Source organism: Franconibacter sp. IITDAS19, assembly GCF_023079515.1.
GTDB lineage: Bacteria > Pseudomonadota > Gammaproteobacteria > Enterobacterales > Enterobacteriaceae > Franconibacter > Franconibacter pulveris.
This window is the reverse complement of record NZ_JALJCP010000012.1, coordinates 42,123-57,701: the sequence shown is the minus strand read 5'-3', so window position 1 is coordinate 57,701 and position 15,579 is coordinate 42,123. Positions and strand designations below refer to the sequence as shown.

The 15,579-nt window shown below is 56.4% G+C and carries 12 protein-coding genes and 4 tRNA genes; 11 read left to right on the top strand and 5 right to left on the bottom strand.

The genetic code is table 11. The features are described from left to right. From rffA to MT962_RS21610, 10 genes are all read left to right on the top strand, one after another. The gene (gene rffA / locus MT962_RS21655; protein WP_024558969.1) at positions 1-1,131 is read left to right on the top strand and encodes a dTDP-4-amino-4,6-dideoxygalactose transaminase; all 1,131 of its coding nucleotides are present in this window, start codon (positions 1-3) and stop codon (positions 1,129-1,131) included. Position 1,132: 1 nt separating this feature from the next. After that, entirely contained in the window at positions 1,133-2,383 is a 1,251-nt protein-coding gene (wzxE, locus tag MT962_RS21650; RefSeq protein WP_247366389.1) for a lipid III flippase WzxE, read from the top strand. Then, on the top strand, positions 2,380-3,456 hold the full coding sequence (locus tag MT962_RS21645; protein WP_024559847.1) for a TDP-N-acetylfucosamine:lipid II N-acetylfucosaminyltransferase: 1,077 nt from the start codon (positions 2,380-2,382) through the stop codon (positions 3,454-3,456). The genes wzxE and MT962_RS21645 overlap by 4 nt, the downstream gene beginning before the upstream one ends. Further along, positions 3,453-4,805 (top strand): ECA oligosaccharide polymerase, encoded by a 1,353-nt coding sequence (gene wzyE, locus MT962_RS21640; protein WP_247366388.1) that lies wholly within the window; start codon positions 3,453-3,455, stop codon positions 4,803-4,805. The genes MT962_RS21645 and wzyE overlap by 4 nt, the downstream gene beginning before the upstream one ends. Before the next feature lie 19 nt (positions 4,806-4,824). Continuing rightward, a complete protein-coding gene (wecG, locus tag MT962_RS21635) occupies positions 4,825-5,565 on the top strand; it encodes a lipopolysaccharide N-acetylmannosaminouronosyltransferase (RefSeq protein WP_048888701.1) in 741 nt (246 codons plus the stop codon). Between the two features lie 241 nt (positions 5,566-5,806). After that, positions 5,807-7,192, top strand: a complete 1,386-nt coding sequence (locus tag MT962_RS21630) for an amino acid permease (RefSeq protein ID WP_024559844.1) — start codon at positions 5,807-5,809, stop codon at positions 7,190-7,192. A 102-nt stretch (positions 7,193-7,294) separates the two neighbouring features. Further along, positions 7,295-7,371 (top strand) — tRNA-Arg (locus MT962_RS21625). A gap of 55 nt (positions 7,372-7,426) precedes the next feature. Further along, positions 7,427-7,502 (top strand) — tRNA-His (locus MT962_RS21620). Positions 7,503-7,516: 14 nt separating this feature from the next. After that, a tRNA-Leu gene (locus tag MT962_RS21615) sits at positions 7,517-7,603 on the top strand. Between the two features lie 37 nt (positions 7,604-7,640). Next, positions 7,641-7,717 (top strand) — tRNA-Pro (locus tag MT962_RS21610). A 586-nt stretch (positions 7,718-8,303) separates the two neighbouring features. Here the strand turns inward: MT962_RS21610 and hemY are convergent. From hemY to hemC, 4 genes are read right to left on the bottom strand one after another with little or no spacing between them, the layout of a single operon-like run. After that, positions 8,304-9,500, bottom strand: coding sequence for a protoheme IX biogenesis protein HemY (hemY, locus tag MT962_RS21605; protein WP_247366387.1), 1,197 nt, complete (start codon positions 9,498-9,500; stop codon positions 8,304-8,306). After that, positions 9,500-10,678, bottom strand: coding sequence for a uroporphyrinogen-III C-methyltransferase (hemX, locus tag MT962_RS21600; protein ID WP_024559842.1), 1,179 nt, complete (start codon positions 10,676-10,678; stop codon positions 9,500-9,502). The genes hemY and hemX overlap by 1 nt, the downstream gene beginning before the upstream one ends. A gap of 21 nt (positions 10,679-10,699) precedes the next feature. Next, entirely contained in the window at positions 10,700-11,440 is a 741-nt protein-coding gene (hemD, locus tag MT962_RS21595) for a uroporphyrinogen-III synthase (RefSeq protein ID WP_247366386.1), read from the bottom strand. Then, complete coding sequence (hemC, locus tag MT962_RS21590; RefSeq protein WP_024559840.1) at positions 11,437-12,378, bottom strand: hydroxymethylbilane synthase; 942 nt, start codon at positions 12,376-12,378, stop codon at positions 11,437-11,439. The genes hemD and hemC overlap by 4 nt, the downstream gene beginning before the upstream one ends. 286 nt (positions 12,379-12,664) lie before the next feature. Between hemC and cyaA the strand changes: the two genes are divergently transcribed. Next, a complete protein-coding gene (gene cyaA, locus MT962_RS21585) occupies positions 12,665-15,214 on the top strand; it encodes a class I adenylate cyclase (protein WP_024559839.1) in 2,550 nt (849 codons plus the stop codon). Here the strand turns inward: cyaA and cyaY are convergent, their stop codons facing one another. Further along, positions 15,215-15,535, bottom strand: a complete 321-nt coding sequence (cyaY, locus tag MT962_RS21580) for an iron donor protein CyaY (protein ID WP_247366385.1) — start codon at positions 15,533-15,535, stop codon at positions 15,215-15,217. It lies immediately after the preceding gene. Between the last annotated feature and the right edge of the window lie 44 nt (positions 15,536-15,579).

The window sequence follows — 15,579 nt, the reverse complement described above, 5'->3', positions numbered from 1 at the left end:
ATGATCCCATTTAATGCTCCGCCAGTGGTGGGTACGGAAATTGATTACATGCAGTCGGCGATGGGCAGCGGCAAGCTATGCGGCGATGGCGGCTTTACCCGTCGCTGCCAGCAGTGGCTGGAACAGCGCTTCGGCAGCAAAAAGGTGCTGTTGACGCCTTCCTGCACCGCCTCGCTGGAAATGGCCGCTATTTTGCTCGACATTCAGCCGGGCGATGAAGTGATCATGCCAAGCTACACCTTCGTTTCCACCGCCAACGCTTTTGTACTGCGTGGCGCGACCATTGTGTTTGTGGATATCCGTCCGGATACGATGAATATCGACGAGAGCCTGATTGAAGCGGCGATCACGGAAAAAACCCGGGCCATCGTGCCGGTGCATTACGCGGGGGTGGCGTGTGAAATGGACGCTATCATGGCTATCGCCAGGAAGCATAATCTGTATGTGGTGGAAGACGCCGCGCAGGGAGTGATGTCCACTTATAAAGGACGCGCGCTGGGGACCATCGGTCACGTCGGTTGCTTCAGCTTCCATGAGACGAAAAACTACACTGCAGGCGGCGAGGGCGGAGCGACGCTTATCAACGACCCGGCGTTAGTGGAGCGTGCGGAAATCATCCGCGAGAAAGGCACCAACCGCAGCCAGTTCTTCCGTGGACAGGTGGATAAATATACCTGGCGCGATATCGGCTCCAGCTATTTGATGTCCGACCTGCAGGCGGCTTATCTGTGGGCGCAGCTCGAAGCGGCGGACCGCATTAACCAGCAGCGTCTGACGCTGTGGCAAACCTACTATGATGCGCTGGCTCCGCTGGCGAGGGCCGGGCGTATTGAGCTGCCTTCGGTGCCGCAGGAGTGCAGCCATAACGCGCATATGTTTTACATTAAGCTGCGCGATATTGACGACCGCAGCCAGCTTATCGCTTACCTGAAAGAAGCGGAGATTCTGGCCGTATTCCATTACATTCCTCTGCATAGCAGCCCGGCAGGGGAAAAGTTTGGCTACTTCCAGGGTGAAGATCGTTATACCACGCAGGAAAGCGAACGCCTGGTTCGCTTGCCGCTTTTCTACAACCTGTCGCCTGTAAACCAGCGCACGGTTATCTCCTCTCTCCTGAGCTACTTCGGCTGAAATGTCTTTGGCTAAAGCTTCGGTGTGGACCGCCGCGTCCACACTGGTAAAAATCGGCGCAGGTTTACTGGTGGTGAAATTGCTGGCGGTGGCTTTTGGCCCGGCGGGCGTTGGCCAGGCGGGTAACTTCCGCCAGCTGGTAACGGTGCTGGGCGTGTTGGCTGGCGCCGGGATTTTTAATGGCGTCACTAAACTGGTCGCCCAGCATCGCGATGAACCTGCGGAACTACAAAAAGTCACCCGCACCGCCGCGGCGATGGTGCTCGGTTTTTCCACCTTGCTTGCGGTGCTCTTTTTAGCAGGTGCCCGGCCCATCAGCGTCGGCCTGTTCGGCCATGATAACTACCAGAACGTAGTGCGGCTGGTGGCGCTCGTCCAGATGGGGATCGCCTGGGCTAACCTGAGTCTGGCGATTATTAAGGGCTTCCGTGACGCTGCTGGCAATGCGCTGTCGCTGATCGTCGGCAGCCTTATCGGCGTTATCGCCTATTACGCCAGCTTCCGTTTCGGCGGCTATGAAGGCGCGCTGCTTGGCCTGGCGCTGGTGCCTGCGCTGGTGGTCATCCCCGCCGCATTCATGCTCAAGCAGCGCAGCCACCTGCCAGCGGGCTATCTGAAACCCGGCTGGGATAGCGGGCTGGCGGCGCATCTGGGGAAATTCACCCTGATGGCGCTTATCACCTCTGTGACGCTGCCAGTCGCCTACGTAATGATGCGAAACCTGCTGGCGTCCCATTACGGCTGGGAAGCAGTAGGGATCTGGCAAGGGGTAAGCAGTATTTCCGATGCCTATCTGCAGTTCATCACCGCTTCCTTTAGCGTGTACCTGCTGCCGACGCTGTCGCGCCTGACGGCAAAAGAAGAGATTACCCGCGAAATCGTACGATCGCTGAAATTCGTGTTGCCTGCGGTGGCGGCCGCGAGTTTTGCCGTCTGGCTGCTGCGCGATGTGGCGATCTGGTTGCTCTTTTCGCCGAAATTTACCGCCATGCGCGACCTGTTCGCCTGGCAACTGGTAGGTGACGTGTTGAAAGTGGGCGCTTACGTATTTGGCTATCTGGTCATCGCGAAAGCGTCGCTGCGTTTTTATATTTTGACGGAGATTAGCCAGTTTGCTTTATTAACCGGCTTTTCACACTGGCTTATCCCGGCGTACGGCGCAGCGGGTGCGGCTCAGGCCTATATGGCTACCTATATTGTCTATTTCGCCCTCTGTTGTGGCGTATTTTTACTGTGGCGTAGGCAGGCATGACAGCATTGATGCACATTCTGGGGTCCGATATTCCCCATCATAACCAGACGGTACTGCGATTTTTCAATGATGAGCTGGCGCCAGCGCATCCGCAGGCGCGTGACTTTATGGTCGTCTCCTCCGATGCGCAGCTGGCGCAGGCTTTTCCTTCACTCAGGGTCCGTCTGTTTCCTACTAAAAAAGCGCTGGCGAAAGCGGTCGTCGCCATGGCCCGCGCCGACCGGCAGCAACGATTCTTTTTTCACGGACAATTTAATGCCGCGCTTTGGATGGCGTTGCTGACCGGCGGGCTGAAGCCTTCACAGTTCAGCTGGCATATCTGGGGCGCCGATCTCTATGAAGTCTCCCGCAGCCTGAAGTTTCGCCTTTTTTACCGGTTGCGCCGGCTGGCGCAGGGGCGCGTCGGACGGGTGTTCGCCACGCGCGGCGATTTAAGCTGGTTTCAGCAGCGTCACCCGAATGTAGCGGGCGAGCTGCTTTATTTCCCGACGCGCATGGACCCGGCTCTTAACGGTATCGCTCCGCCGGTTCGTGCAGGCAAACTCACGGTGCTGGTCGGTAACTCAGGCGATCGCAGTAATGAACATGCCGCAGCGTTAAAAGCGGTGCACCAGCAGTTTGGCGATACCGTGCGCGTTATTGTCCCGATGGGATACCCGGCAAACAACGAGGCTTATATTGATGAAATAAGCCAGGCGGGCAGGGCGCTGTTTAGCGCTGAAAATCTGCAGGTGCTGCGCGATAAGATGGCGTTCGACGATTACCTCGCGCTGCTGCGTGAGTGCGACCTGGGTTATTTTATTTTTGCCCGCCAGCAGGGTATCGGTACGCTCTGCCTGCTGATCCAGGCAGGCGTTCCCTGCGTGCTCAGCCGGGACAACCCCTTCTGGCAGGATATGGTGGAACAAGATCTGCCAGTGCTCTTCACGGGTGATATGCTTAATGAAGCGGTGGTGCGCGAAGCGCAGCGTCAGTTACAGGCGGTAGATAAATCCCGTATCGCTTTTTTTAAACCTAACTATCTCGCGGGCTGGCATCAGGCGCTGCGTATCGCTTCAGGAGAAGTGGCATGAGCGTGTTGCAATTCAGCGGTCTGTTTATCGTCTGGCTCCTCGCCACGCTGTTTATTGGGACGTTGACCTGGTTTGAATTCCGCCGCGTGCGGTTTAACTTCAACGTTTTCTTTTCACTGCTTTTTCTGCTGACCTTTTTCTTCGGCTTCCCGTTGACCAGTTTACTGGTGTTTCGCTTTAACGTGGCGGTGGTGCCGCCGGAAATCTTGCTGCAGGCGCTGCTGGCGGCGGGATGCTTTTACGGGGTTTACTACGTTACCTATAAAACCCGGCTGCGCCCACGAGGCCAGACGACCACTGGACCCGGCCTCTTTACCATGAACCGGGTAGAAACCCATTTGATGTGGGTAATCCTGATGGCGGTGGCGTTGGTCAGCGTGGGCATTTTCTTCCTGCACAACGGTTTTCTGCTGTTTCGTTTACAGTCCTACAGCCAGATTTTTTCCAGCGAAGTATCGGGCGTGGCGCTTAAGCGCTTCTTCTATTTCTTCATTCCGGCCATGCTGGTGGTCTATTTCCTGCGCCAGGATAGCCGCGCGTGGCTCTTTTTTCTCGTCAGTACCGTCGCCTTTGGCCTGCTGACTTATATGATCGTGGGCGGAACGCGCGCCAATATCATTATCGCTTTCGCCATTTTTCTCTTCATCGGTATTATCCGGGGCTGGATTTCGCTCTGGATGCTGGCGGCGGCGGGCGTGTTTGGCATAGTCGGCATGTTCTGGCTGGCGCTAAAGCGCTATGGCCTGAACGTCAGCGGCGATGAAGCGTTTTACACCTTCCTCTATCTGACTCGCGACACGTTCTCGCCCTGGGAAAACTTCGCGCTATTGCTGCAAAACTACAGCCATATCGACTTTCAGGGGCTTGCTCCGATTGTGCGGGACTTCTATGTTTTTATTCCTTCCTGGCTTTGGCCGGATCGTCCGCATATTGTCCTGAATACGGCGAATTACTTTACCTGGGAAGTCCTCAACAACCATTCGGGGCTGGCCATTTCGCCCACGTTAATCGGCTCGCTGGTCATTATGGGCGGCGTTTGGTTTATTCCGCTTGGCGCGGTGGCCGTCGGGCTTATCATCAAATGGTTTGACTGGCTTTACGAGCGCGGCAATCGCGAGGCGAACCGCTACAAGGCGGCCGTCATCCATAGCTTTTGCTTCGGCGCCATCTTCAACATGATAGTGCTGGCGCGCGAAGGATTAGACGCGTTCGCTTCTCGTGTGGTGTTCTTCCTGGTGGTCTTCTCCGCCTGTTTGTTAATGGCAAAGCTGCTTTACTGGCTGCTTGAGAGCGCCGGGCTGGTTCATGGCCGACTGCGTCGTTCCGCAGGGCCGCTTTCGCCAACCTGAGCGTTAACTAAGGAATGTTATGACGGAAAAGAGTTCTGCTCCCATTTATACCCTGCGCGGTTTGCCCCTGCTGGGGTGGCGCGATATGCCGCACGCCCTCGACTATCTCTATGCTGACGGCGCGCTGAAAAAGGGGACGCTGGTGGCGATTAACGCGGAGAAAATGCTGGCGCTGGAGGCGGATGCGGAAGTACGCAACCTTATTGAGTCGGCGGAGTTTAAATATGCCGATGGCATTAGCGTGGTGCGCTCGGTGCGTAAGAAATATCCCGACGCGCAGGTTTCACGGGTGGCCGGGGCTGACCTCTGGGAAGCGTTAATGGCGCGCGCGGGCGAGGCGGGGACGCCGGTTTTTTTAGTCGGCGGCAAGCCTGACGTGCTGGCGCAGACTGAAACAAAGCTGCGCCAGCTCTGGAAGGTGAACATTGTCGGCAGCCAGGATGGCTATTTTACGCCGCAGGCCCGTCAGGCGCTGTTTGATCGCATCCGCGACAGTGGCGCGCAGATTGTTACTGTCGCCATGGGTTCGCCGCGCCAGGAGATTTTTATGCGAGACTGCCGGGTTGTGCATCCGGACGCCCTTTATATGGGGGTAGGCGGCACCTATGATGTTTTTACAGGCCACGTAAAGCGCGCCCCGAAAGGCTGGCAGAACCTTGGCCTGGAGTGGCTTTATCGTCTGCTTTCCCAGCCAAGCCGTCTTAAACGCCAGCTTCGGCTGCTGCGCTACCTTAGCTGGCACTACACCGGACGTCTTTAATATTTGCGCAGCGCGCCGACCGCGCTGCGTTTCCCTCACAATCCGCTGCTTTATTATCCAGAATCCGCATTTTTCTGAAGCATCGTTTGCCATTTCCTGAAAATTGTTAAAACATGCGCCCGCACGTGGCGTTCATGATTCATTATCGGTTTGATGAATCTGTCGCCAGCAGCGGCAACGGAGATGGCTACATCACAATAACCGGTCAACCCGGAACGGATGCAAACACAACTGAGGATTTATGGCAGAGAAAAAAGCGGAGCTACAGCGTGGGCTGGAAGCTCGACATATTGAACTTATCGCGCTTGGCGGCACGATTGGGGTCGGCCTGTTTATGGGCGCGGCGAGCACCCTGAAATGGGCGGGCCCGTCAGTGCTGCTGGCCTATATCATCGCCGGGCTGTTTGTCTTTTTCATCATGCGCTCGATGGGTGAGATGTTATTCCTTGAGCCGGTGGCGGGGTCGTTCGCGGTTTACGCGCACCGCTACATGAGCCCTTTCTTTGGCTATCTCACCGCCTGGTCTTACTGGTTTATGTGGATGGCGGTGGGAATATCGGAAATCACCGCCATCGGCGTGTATGTTCAGTACTGGTTCCCTGAACTGCCGCAGTGGCTGCCCGCCTTGCTGGCCGTAGGGCTGGTCGCGCTGGCGAACCTTGCCGCCGTTCGGCTGTATGGTGAAATTGAGTTCTGGTTTGCGATGATTAAAGTCACCACCATTATCGTGATGATTGTCGTCGGCCTGGGTGTGATTTTCTTCGGCTTTGGCAATAGCGGCCACGCGACTGGCTTCTCTAACCTCACGGCGCATGGCGGCTTCTTTGCCGGCGGCTGGAAAGGTTTCCTGACCGCGCTGTGTATCGTCGTGGCTTCTTACCAGGGCGTTGAGCTTATCGGTATTACCGCAGGCGAGGCGAAAAACCCGCAGGTCACGCTGCGCAGCGCGGTAGGTAAAGTGCTCTGGCGCATTCTGATTTTCTACGTAGGCGCGATTTTCGTTATCGTGACGATTTTCCCGTGGGATGAAATCGGCAGCAACGGTAGTCCTTTCGTGCTGACTTTCGCGAAGATAGGCATTACCGCGGCGGCGGGCATTATCAATTTTGTGGTGCTGACGGCGGCGCTTTCCGGCTGCAATAGCGGTATGTACAGCTGCGGACGCATGCTTTACGCGCTGGCGAAAAACCGTCAACTGCCGCAGGGGATGGCGAAAGTATCGAAAAGCGGCGTGCCGGTGGCTGGCGTGACGCTGTCTATCGTTATTCTGTTGATCGGTTCCTGCCTGAACTACATCATTCCTAACCCGCAGCGGGTTTTTGTGTACGTCTACAGCGCCAGCGTGCTGCCGGGCATGGTGCCATGGTTCGTTATTCTTATTAGCCAGTTGCGTTTTCGCCACGTGCATCGCCAGGCTATCGCTTCGCATCCGTTCCGCTCCGTGCTTTTCCCATGGGCGAACTACTTAACGATGGCGTTCCTGGCGTGCGTTCTTATCGGCATGGGCTTTAACGAAGATACGCGTATGTCGTTGTTTGTCGGAATGGTCTTTTTGGCGTTAGTTTCGCTGGTATATAAGGTATTCGGACTCAACAGACACGTGTCAGGACCGAAAGCGGACAGATAAGCAGCATGATGCGCAAAGCATAACCAAACGCGCATTTTCTTAAAAAAAGCACTAGACAGCAGGGCGCGAAGACCGTAGTATCCCCACCCGCAACGGCGCTACGCGCCCGTAGCTCAGCTGGATAGAGCGCTGCCCTCCGGAGGCAGAGGTCTCAGGTTCGAATCCTGTCGGGCGCGCCATTTAATAAGGCGCTTGAGCGACGCGAGTAGAACAGGCAGTAAAAGATTTACAGTGGTGGCTATAGCTCAGTTGGTAGAGCCCTGGATTGTGATTCCAGTTGTCGTGGGTTCGAGTCCCATTAGCCACCCCATTATTTTGTGGCATGCGAAGGTGGCGGAATTGGTAGACGCGCTAGCTTCAGGTGTTAGTGTCCTTACGGACGTGGGGGTTCAAGTCCCCCCCCTCGCACCACTCCTTAATTGAACTAAAAATTCAAAAAGCAGTACCTCGGCGAGTAGCGCAGCTTGGTAGCGCAACTGGTTTGGGACCAGTGGGTCGGAGGTTCGAATCCTCTCTCGCCGACCAATTTTGAACCCCGCTTCGGCGGGGTTTTTTGTTTTCTCTTTTCCCTGTACTACGCCTTACTCTCTCCACCACTGTCATTCTACTGTTACAGGCAGACGACACTGCGTCGAGCCTTGTCGCCACAAAGCGACACTCAACTCCATGTTTTGCTTATTATTTGTTTTGTATTGATTTTACCTGTCGTTAAAAAGCGACGGTATAAGCCCCTAAAGGCGCCGGGCGCGCAACAATTCAGGTAAATGAAGTTATATTTAACTTATTGATATAAAAATAATAATAGATATATCTCAACGTTTATAAATAACTGGCACGGCTTGTGCTATATTAACTGCGTAGATGCTCATTCCATCCCTTATGTTTGCCGCTGGCTTCATAAACCCAGGAATGACGCAGAGCCATTACGGTGCTTATCGTCCACAGACAGATGTCGCTCAGGCCTCATCAAACATCCTGGACACAACGTTGAGTGAAGCACCACAATTTGTTGTCAAACAGACCTGTTTTAACACCTGCCCCAGGGCAGGTGTTTTTTTATGGGCGGAAGAAAGAGTGGCGGGCGAATGGCTGTTCGCCCGCAAGGGGAAGGTTATGACGGCGGGTTGTTCTGCAACGTCAGCAGCAGTCCGTCGCGGCGCATGGCGGCGGCCTCTTCCGGTTTATGCAACCTGTCCAGCACATCAGCAAGCCAGGCGTAGTCAAACGCGTCCGGGCGCTGTTTCAGCGCAGCGCGAAAAGCGAGACTCGCCTCCTGCCACTCGCCGTGCTGCATTAGCAACTGGCCGAGCGTGCTCCACAGCAGCGGGCGGTCGCCATGCGTTTTGATCTGCTGGCGCAGCACTTTTTCCAGCTGTTCCGGATTGCCCGCCTTCAGGCGCGGCATCAGCATGACGAGGCGTTCATCATACTGGCGTTTCAGCCCATCCAGGATTATCTCTTGCGCGGTCTGATGGTCGTCGCACTCAATTAAATGTTCCGCCATCGCTACCTGTAATCCGGGCTGTTGACGTGTTTTGCGGCTCTGGTTGCGCCACCACTGTTTCAGCCCCTCGCTGCCCTGCTCGGCGCGCGCCTTGTCCATGAGCCCCATCCAGGCCTGTTGAGACAGCGCTTCGCGATGCGCTTCATCACCCACCTGCGCTTTTTGCATGGAAGGAATGATATCCAGCAGGGAAGCCCATGCTCCGGTGCGAATGTAGGCCTGTTCGGCCAGGCGCAGCACCTCCGGATGTCGCGGCGTGATCTCCAGCAGTTGATCGATGCCATGACGGGCGGCGTGGTTTTCGTTGCGCGCTAGCTGAATACGCGCGCGGGTGATCTCCACTGGCACCTGATCGTTATCGGCAAGCTCGGCGGCACGCTCAAGATGCTGGTTGGCTCGCGCTTCATCCCCGCGCTGCTGCGCGGCCTCGGCGGCCAGCAGGTAGTTCACCACCGGCTGTTCGGCGTGATCGGCATTTTTTGCCATCAGCTTTTCAACCTGCTGATAGTCGCCTTCCGCCAGCTTCAGCAATGCCTGTTTAGTCTGTTTACGGGCACGGCTGCGCTTGCGGCCCAGAAACCAGCCGCGTGTCCGGGCGCCGGTGCGAAAAAGACGGCGCAGCAGCCATTCAACGGCAAACAGCACCAGCAGAGAGAGAACAAGAATAATCACAAGCCCCGTGACGCTGGTTTCAATATTCCAGTTGTCCGTCTGGATCAGCACATAGCCCTGATGACCCGCGATAATGGGGCCAAGCACAATGCCTGCCATTAACAGCAGAAAGAGCAACAACACTTTAAACATTATTGTTCTCCCTGAGTGGCGGCAGGCGCGGCGGCTTGCGGCGCTGGCTGCGCGGCGCTGGCGTCAGCGGCAGGCTGCGCCAGTAAATTACGTACGCGAGTTTGCATCAGCTTTTCCAGAATAGGCTGGCTTTGCAGCGATTCCGGCGCCTCCATGGTGATGTTCTGCTGGCTCAGGTTATCCAGCGTATCGAGGAACGCTTTAGTACCCGCATCTTCGGTATCGTAGTAAGCGCGCACCCAGGTGGAAACGTTATCCAGCGACTGCTTGTACGTCTCTTCCTGATGGCGAGGGACCGCCTGGGAGGCGATCAGCAGGCGCGAACGAATGTTTTCGCGCAGGTAGATGTCCTGATTAGGCGCCAGCAGCGGCACGGCGGTATCATCGCGGCGGCGAACAGTAATAAAGCTGTCCATGAAGTTCTGCCAGCTTTTTACCAGGTTTTGCCGCCACTCGCTGAGCGAGCTGGAAAGCTCGGTGCCGTCGCTGTCCATCGGTGCGTCGTTGTCGTCATTATCCGCCAGGCGCAGGTTATCCACCTGATTCGAGAGCTGGTTCAGTTTGAGGATAATGCCGTCGTAATCGACCTGAGTAATCGCGGAAAGGCTGGCAATATCGGTGGTGATAGCGCGACGAGCGGTAATAAGGCTGGGGTCATTCATGTCCGCAAGGCTTGCATCCGCGCTTTTCAGCAGCGCAGCCGCCGTAGTGACGTCCTGATCGCTCCAGAGCTTACGCCCCGCCAGTTTCACCAGAAAATCCGCTTGCGCCAGCAGCCAGGTTTGCGCTTCGGTGCCGGAAATGGTCGCCACCTTTTGCTGCACTTCATCCAGCTGGCGCGCCATCGCCGCCTGTTGGTTCTTCGCCTCTTCCAGCGCGCCTGCCTGCTGCTTGATGATATTTTGCAGCTCGGCGTTCTGCGTCTGCTGCTGGTTTTGCAGCGAAGTGAGTTGTGCAGCAAGGGTATCGGTGCTGGCGCTTTGCGCCGAGGCCTGATGTTTGCCCCATGCCCACATGCCCGCGCCTGCCGCCAGCGCAATAGCGATAGCAATAGCGCTCAGGGCGAGAGCGGCTTTGCCGGTACGATCCTTCTTCTCTGCGTTTTCCGGTCGTGGCGTGGTTTCCACGGCCTCCCTGGTCTCTTCAACCACGTCGGAGGAATGTTGTTGTTCCGTCATTATGGCTTCCCGTTATGAGAGTTATTGCAACATGCGCAGCAGCGCATCGTTGTCGGCATTGTCGGCGACCAGAATATCTTGCCAGCCACGTTCCCGGGCGAGGGTCGCCAGACGCTCGCTGACGACGAGAAGTCGACAGCGCAGCAACCAGTTCGTGCGATACCATTCCGGGATAAGAGCATAGAGCTGATCGAGCATTTCGCCGCTGGTCACCACCAGGGTGTCTATACCGCGCGATTGCCAGCGCCAGGCTTCCTCTGTCCCGTCATAGATTTTCATACAACGTTGATAGCATTCACAAAACGTGACGTTCGCGCCCCGGGCTGTTAGCGTTTCGGCCAGCAGCTCGCGCCCGCCATTGCCGCGCAGGATCAGCGCCTGCTTGCCGGCAACGTTTTGTAATTCAGGTAATTGTAGCAAGACTTCACTGACTTCCCGATCGTGCGGATAGCTTACGTGCAAGCCGCTGGTTTGATGCAGCGCTAATGCCGTGGTTCTGCCGATGGCGAAAGCGTTGAGGGTCTGCGGCCAGGCTTTGCCGATGCGTTTCAGTTCCGCGCCGGCGAAATGGGCCGCATGCTGCGAAACAGCGAAGAGCAGGTCGTCAGGGGTGAGGGCGTCGAGCAGAGCCGGGAGGCGAGCAAGCTCGCGCCCCGGGGTAAATTCAATCAGCGGGAAACTCCAGGCCTCTCGCCCGAGCGCGCGCAGGCGGCTCACTAATGCTTCCCCGGCAGGGGACGGGCGGGTGACCAGGATCTTCATGCAGGCCCTTCTCCTTTATATACCTCGGCAAGAATGGCCCTCGCGCCGTTATTCAGCAGCTCTTCAGCCAGCGATACGCCTAAATCCGCTGCCTCTTCCGGCTTGCCGCGCCGTTCGCCGCGGACCATCTGCGAGCCGTCCGGCGCGCCAACCAGCGCCCGCAACCACAGTTCGCCATTCACCAGTTCCGCATAGCTGCCGATAGGCACCTGACAACCGCCTTCCAGCCGGGTATTCATCGCGCGCTCAGCGCGAACGCGAATGGCTGTTTCATCATGATTGAGCGGGGCGAGCAGTTCGCGAGTGCGGGTGTCGTCCAGGCGGCATTCAATACCGACGGCCCCCTGGCCGACGGCCGGCAGCGAAATTTCCGGCGGCAGCGAGCTGGTGATGCGCTCATCCAGCTGGAGACGTTTAAGCCCCGCAACGGCCAGAATAATCGCGTCATAGTCGCCGTTATCTAATTTGCTTAACCGCGTGCCGACATTGCCGCGAAGGGAGCGGATGACCAGGTCCGGGCGGCGCTCGGCAATCTGACACTGGCGGCGTAAGCTGGAGGTGCCTACCACGCTGCCTGCAGGCATCTCATCCAGACTTTTATAGCGGTTGGAAACAAACGCGTCGCGCGGATCTTCGCGCTCGCAAATGGTGGTGAGGCCCAGCCCCTCAGGAAATTCGACCGGCACATCTTTCATTGAGTGAACGGCGATATCGGCGCGTTTTTCCAGCAGCGCCATTTCAAGTTCTTTAACGAACAGCCCTTTGCCGCCCACCTTAGCCAGCGGCGTATCGAGGATAACGTCGCCGCGCGTCACCATCGGCACCAGCTCCACTTCAAGGCCGGGGTGGCACGCCTCAAGGCGCTGTTTCACGTACTGTGCCTGCCAGAGCGCAAGCGGGCTCTGACGAGTGGCAATTCTTAATACTTTGTCTACCATGCTTCATACCGTAAATATCGTCCGCTGAGCATCCTAACACTCTTAACAGAAGGCTGTCAGTCATAACGGGTCGGCGCCGCAGGCGGGAAGTGACTCGTATTATGGAACAGCAAGCGGGAGATCGGTGCTACAATTGTTAAGTAGCGCATCTTTCTTTACGGTCAATCTGCAAGGTGTTAGATTGATCACGTTTTGAACCGATTGTCAGTCCGCATCATCATAATCACAAGGGCGACAGCGGTAGCGGTGTTTTTTTCGAAATACTGAAACCATCAGGCGATACGTCTTGTACCTCTATATTGAGACTCTGAAACAGAGACTGGATGCCATCAATCAACTGCGTGTGGATCGCGCACTTGCTGCCATGGGGCCTGCGTTCCAACAGGTCTACAGTCTGCTGCCTACATTATTGCATTACCACCATCCGCTGATGCCGGGTTACCTTGACGGTAACGTTCCCCATGGCATTTGCTTCTTCACGCCTGATGAAACCCAGCGCCACTATTTAGACGAGCTTGAACTGCGCCACGGCATGCCGCCGCAAGAGACGGCCAAGGGCGAGCTTCCCATTACCGGCGTCTATACGATGGGCAGCACCTCTTCGGTTGGCCAGAGCTGTTCATCGGATCTGGATATCTGGGTGTGCCATCAGGCCTGGCTGGATAACGAAGAGCGCCAGCTGTTGCAGCGCAAATGCAGTCTGCTTGAGAGTTGGGCGGCGTCGCTGGGCGTTGAGGTAAGCTTTTTCCTGATTGATGAGAATCGCTTTCGCCATAACGAAAGCGGCAGCCTCGGCGGCGAAGATTGCGGCTCCACGCAGCATATCCTGCTGCTGGATGAGTTTTATCGCACCGCCGTACGCCTCGCTGGCAAGCGTATTCTGTGGAACATGGTGCCTGGCGACGAAGAAGAACATTACGACGATTACGTCATGCGTTTATACGCGCAAGGGGTGCTGACGCCCAACGAATGGCTGGATCTCGGCGGCCTCAGCTCGCTGTCGGCGGAAGAGTATTTTGGCGCCAGCCTCTGGCAGCTCTATAAAAGCATTGATTCCCCCTATAAAGCAGTGTTGAAAACCCTGCTGCTGGAAGCCTATTCCTGGGAATACCCGCATACTCGCCTGCTGGCGAAAGACATCAAACAGCGTCTGCACGATGGCGAAATCGTCTCTTTCGGGCTCGATTCTTACTGCATGATGCTGGAGCGCGTAACCCATTATCTGACGCAAATCGAAGATACGGCGCGTCTGGATCTGGTGCGCCGTTGTTTTTATCTCAAAGTGTGTGAAAAGCTGAGCCGCGAGCGCGCCTGCGTCGGCTGGCGTCGTGAAGTGCTAAGCCAGCTGGTGAAAGAGTGGGGCTGGGAAGATGACCGCCTTGCGATGCTGGATAACCGCGCTAACTGGAAAATCGATCAGGTGCGCGAGGCGCATAATGAACTGCTCGATGCGATGATGCAGAGCTACCGTAACCTGATTCGCTTCGCCCGCCGCAATAACCTGAGCGTCTCGGCAAGCCCGCAGGATATCGGCGTGCTGACGCGTAAACTCTACGCGGCATTTGAAGCGCTGCCAGGCAAAGTGACGCTGGTAAACCCGCAGATTTCGCCAGACCTCAGCGAACCGAATTTAACCTTTATCCACGTGCCGCCCGGCCGCGCCAACCGCTCCGGCTGGTATCTCTATAACCGCGCGCCGCACATGGACACCATCATCAGCCATCAGCCGCTGGAATATAACCGCTATCTGAATAAGCTGGTGGCCTGGGCCTATTTCAACGGCCTGCTGACTTCCCGCACGCGCCTGTTTATTAAAGGCAACGGTATTTGCGATTTGCCGAAGCTGCAGGAGATGGTGGCGGATGTCTCGCACCACTTTCCGTTGCGCTTGCCGGCGCCCACGCCGAAAGCGCTCTACAGCCCGTGCGAAATTCGTCATCTGGCGATTATCGTCAACCTGGAGTATGACCCGACGGCGGCGTTCCGCAATCAGGTGGTGCATTTCGACTTCCGCAAGCTGGATGTTTTCAGCTTCGGCGAACAGCAGCAGTGTCTGGTAGGCAGTGTCGATCTGCTTTATCGCAACTCGTGGAACGAAGTGCGCACGCTGCATTTCAACGGCGAACAGGCGATGATCGAAGCGCTGAAAACCATCCTTGGCAAAATGCACCAGGATGCCGCGCCGCCCGATAGCGTAGAAGTGTTCTGTTATAGCCAGCATCTGCGCGGTCTGATTCGCACCCGCGTGCAGCAGCTGGTTTCCGAGTGCATTGAGTTTCGTCTCTCCAGCACCCGTCTTGAGCCGGGTCGTTTCAAAGCGCTGCGCGTAGCCGGACAGACGTGGGGACTGTTCTTCGAACGCCTTAACGTCTCGGTGCAGAAGCTGGAAAACGCCATTGAGTTTTATGGCGCGATTTCGCACAACAAGCTGCACGGCCTTTCCGTTCAGGTGGAAACCAACCACGTACAGCTGCCGCCGGTGGTGGATGGCTTTGCCAGCGAAGGGATTATTCAGTTCTTCTTTGAAGAGACCAACGACGAGCGTGGCTTTAACATCTACATTCTGGATGAGAGCAACCGGGCGGAGGTTTATCACCACTGCGAAGGGAGCAAAGAGGAGTTGGTGCGAGACGTTAGCCGTTTCTACTCGTCATCGCACGACCGTTTCACCTACGGCTCAAGCTTTATCAACTTCAACCTGCCGCAGTTCTATCAGATTGTGAAAGTGGATGGCCGCCAGCAGGTGATCCCGTTCCGCAACCAGGCCATCAGCGCCGCGCTTCCCGCCAATCAGGACGATAGCGCCGCGCCGATGATGCAGCAGTATCAATCCTGATTAGCGAAAGTTAACCGGCTCGCCCGCCTGCTGGCTGCAGGCGGTTTCCAGCAGGCTCCAGAACAGTTCGCCGCTGCGGTCGCAAACCCATTCATCCCCTTTATAGTCAAAATGGTAGCCGCCCTGTTTCGTCGCAAGCCACACCTGATGCAGCGGCTCCTGGCGGTTAATGATAATTTTGCTGCCGTTCTCAAATGACAAAGTCAGCACGCCGCCGTTGATTTCACAATCGATATCGGTGTCGCCGTCATAGTCGTCGATACGCTCTTCAATGGTCTGCCACAGGTCATCGGCGAGGCGATGAAATTCGCTGTCGTTCATCTCATATTCCTTTTGTCCGTCATGGCGGCAGTATAAAAGCTATC

Coding starts and splice junctions, on each gene's coding strand:
- wecG (WP_048888701.1), top strand. CDS start 4,825: ATGACGGAAAAGAGTTCTGCTCCCATTTATACCCTGCGCGGTTTGCCC.
- MT962_RS21645 (WP_024559847.1), top strand. CDS start 2,380: ATGACAGCATTGATGCACATTCTGGGGTCCGATATTCCCCATCATAAC.
- MT962_RS21630 (WP_024559844.1), top strand. CDS start 5,807: ATGGCAGAGAAAAAAGCGGAGCTACAGCGTGGGCTGGAAGCTCGACAT.
- hemC (WP_024559840.1), bottom strand. CDS start 12,378: ATGGTAGACAAAGTATTAAGAATTGCCACTCGTCAGAGCCCGCTTGCG.
- hemD (WP_247366386.1), bottom strand. CDS start 11,440: ATGAAGATCCTGGTCACCCGCCCGTCCCCTGCCGGGGAAGCATTAGTG.
- hemY (WP_247366387.1), bottom strand. CDS start 9,500: ATGTTTAAAGTGTTGTTGCTCTTTCTGCTGTTAATGGCAGGCATTGTG.
- wzxE (WP_247366389.1), top strand. CDS start 1,133: ATGTCTTTGGCTAAAGCTTCGGTGTGGACCGCCGCGTCCACACTGGTA.
- cyaY (WP_247366385.1), bottom strand. CDS start 15,535: ATGAACGACAGCGAATTTCATCGCCTCGCCGATGACCTGTGGCAGACC.
- wzyE (WP_247366388.1), top strand. CDS start 3,453: ATGAGCGTGTTGCAATTCAGCGGTCTGTTTATCGTCTGGCTCCTCGCC.
- hemX (WP_024559842.1), bottom strand. CDS start 10,678: ATGACGGAACAACAACATTCCTCCGACGTGGTTGAAGAGACCAGGGAG.
- rffA (WP_024558969.1), top strand. CDS start 1: ATGATCCCATTTAATGCTCCGCCAGTGGTGGGTACGGAAATTGATTAC.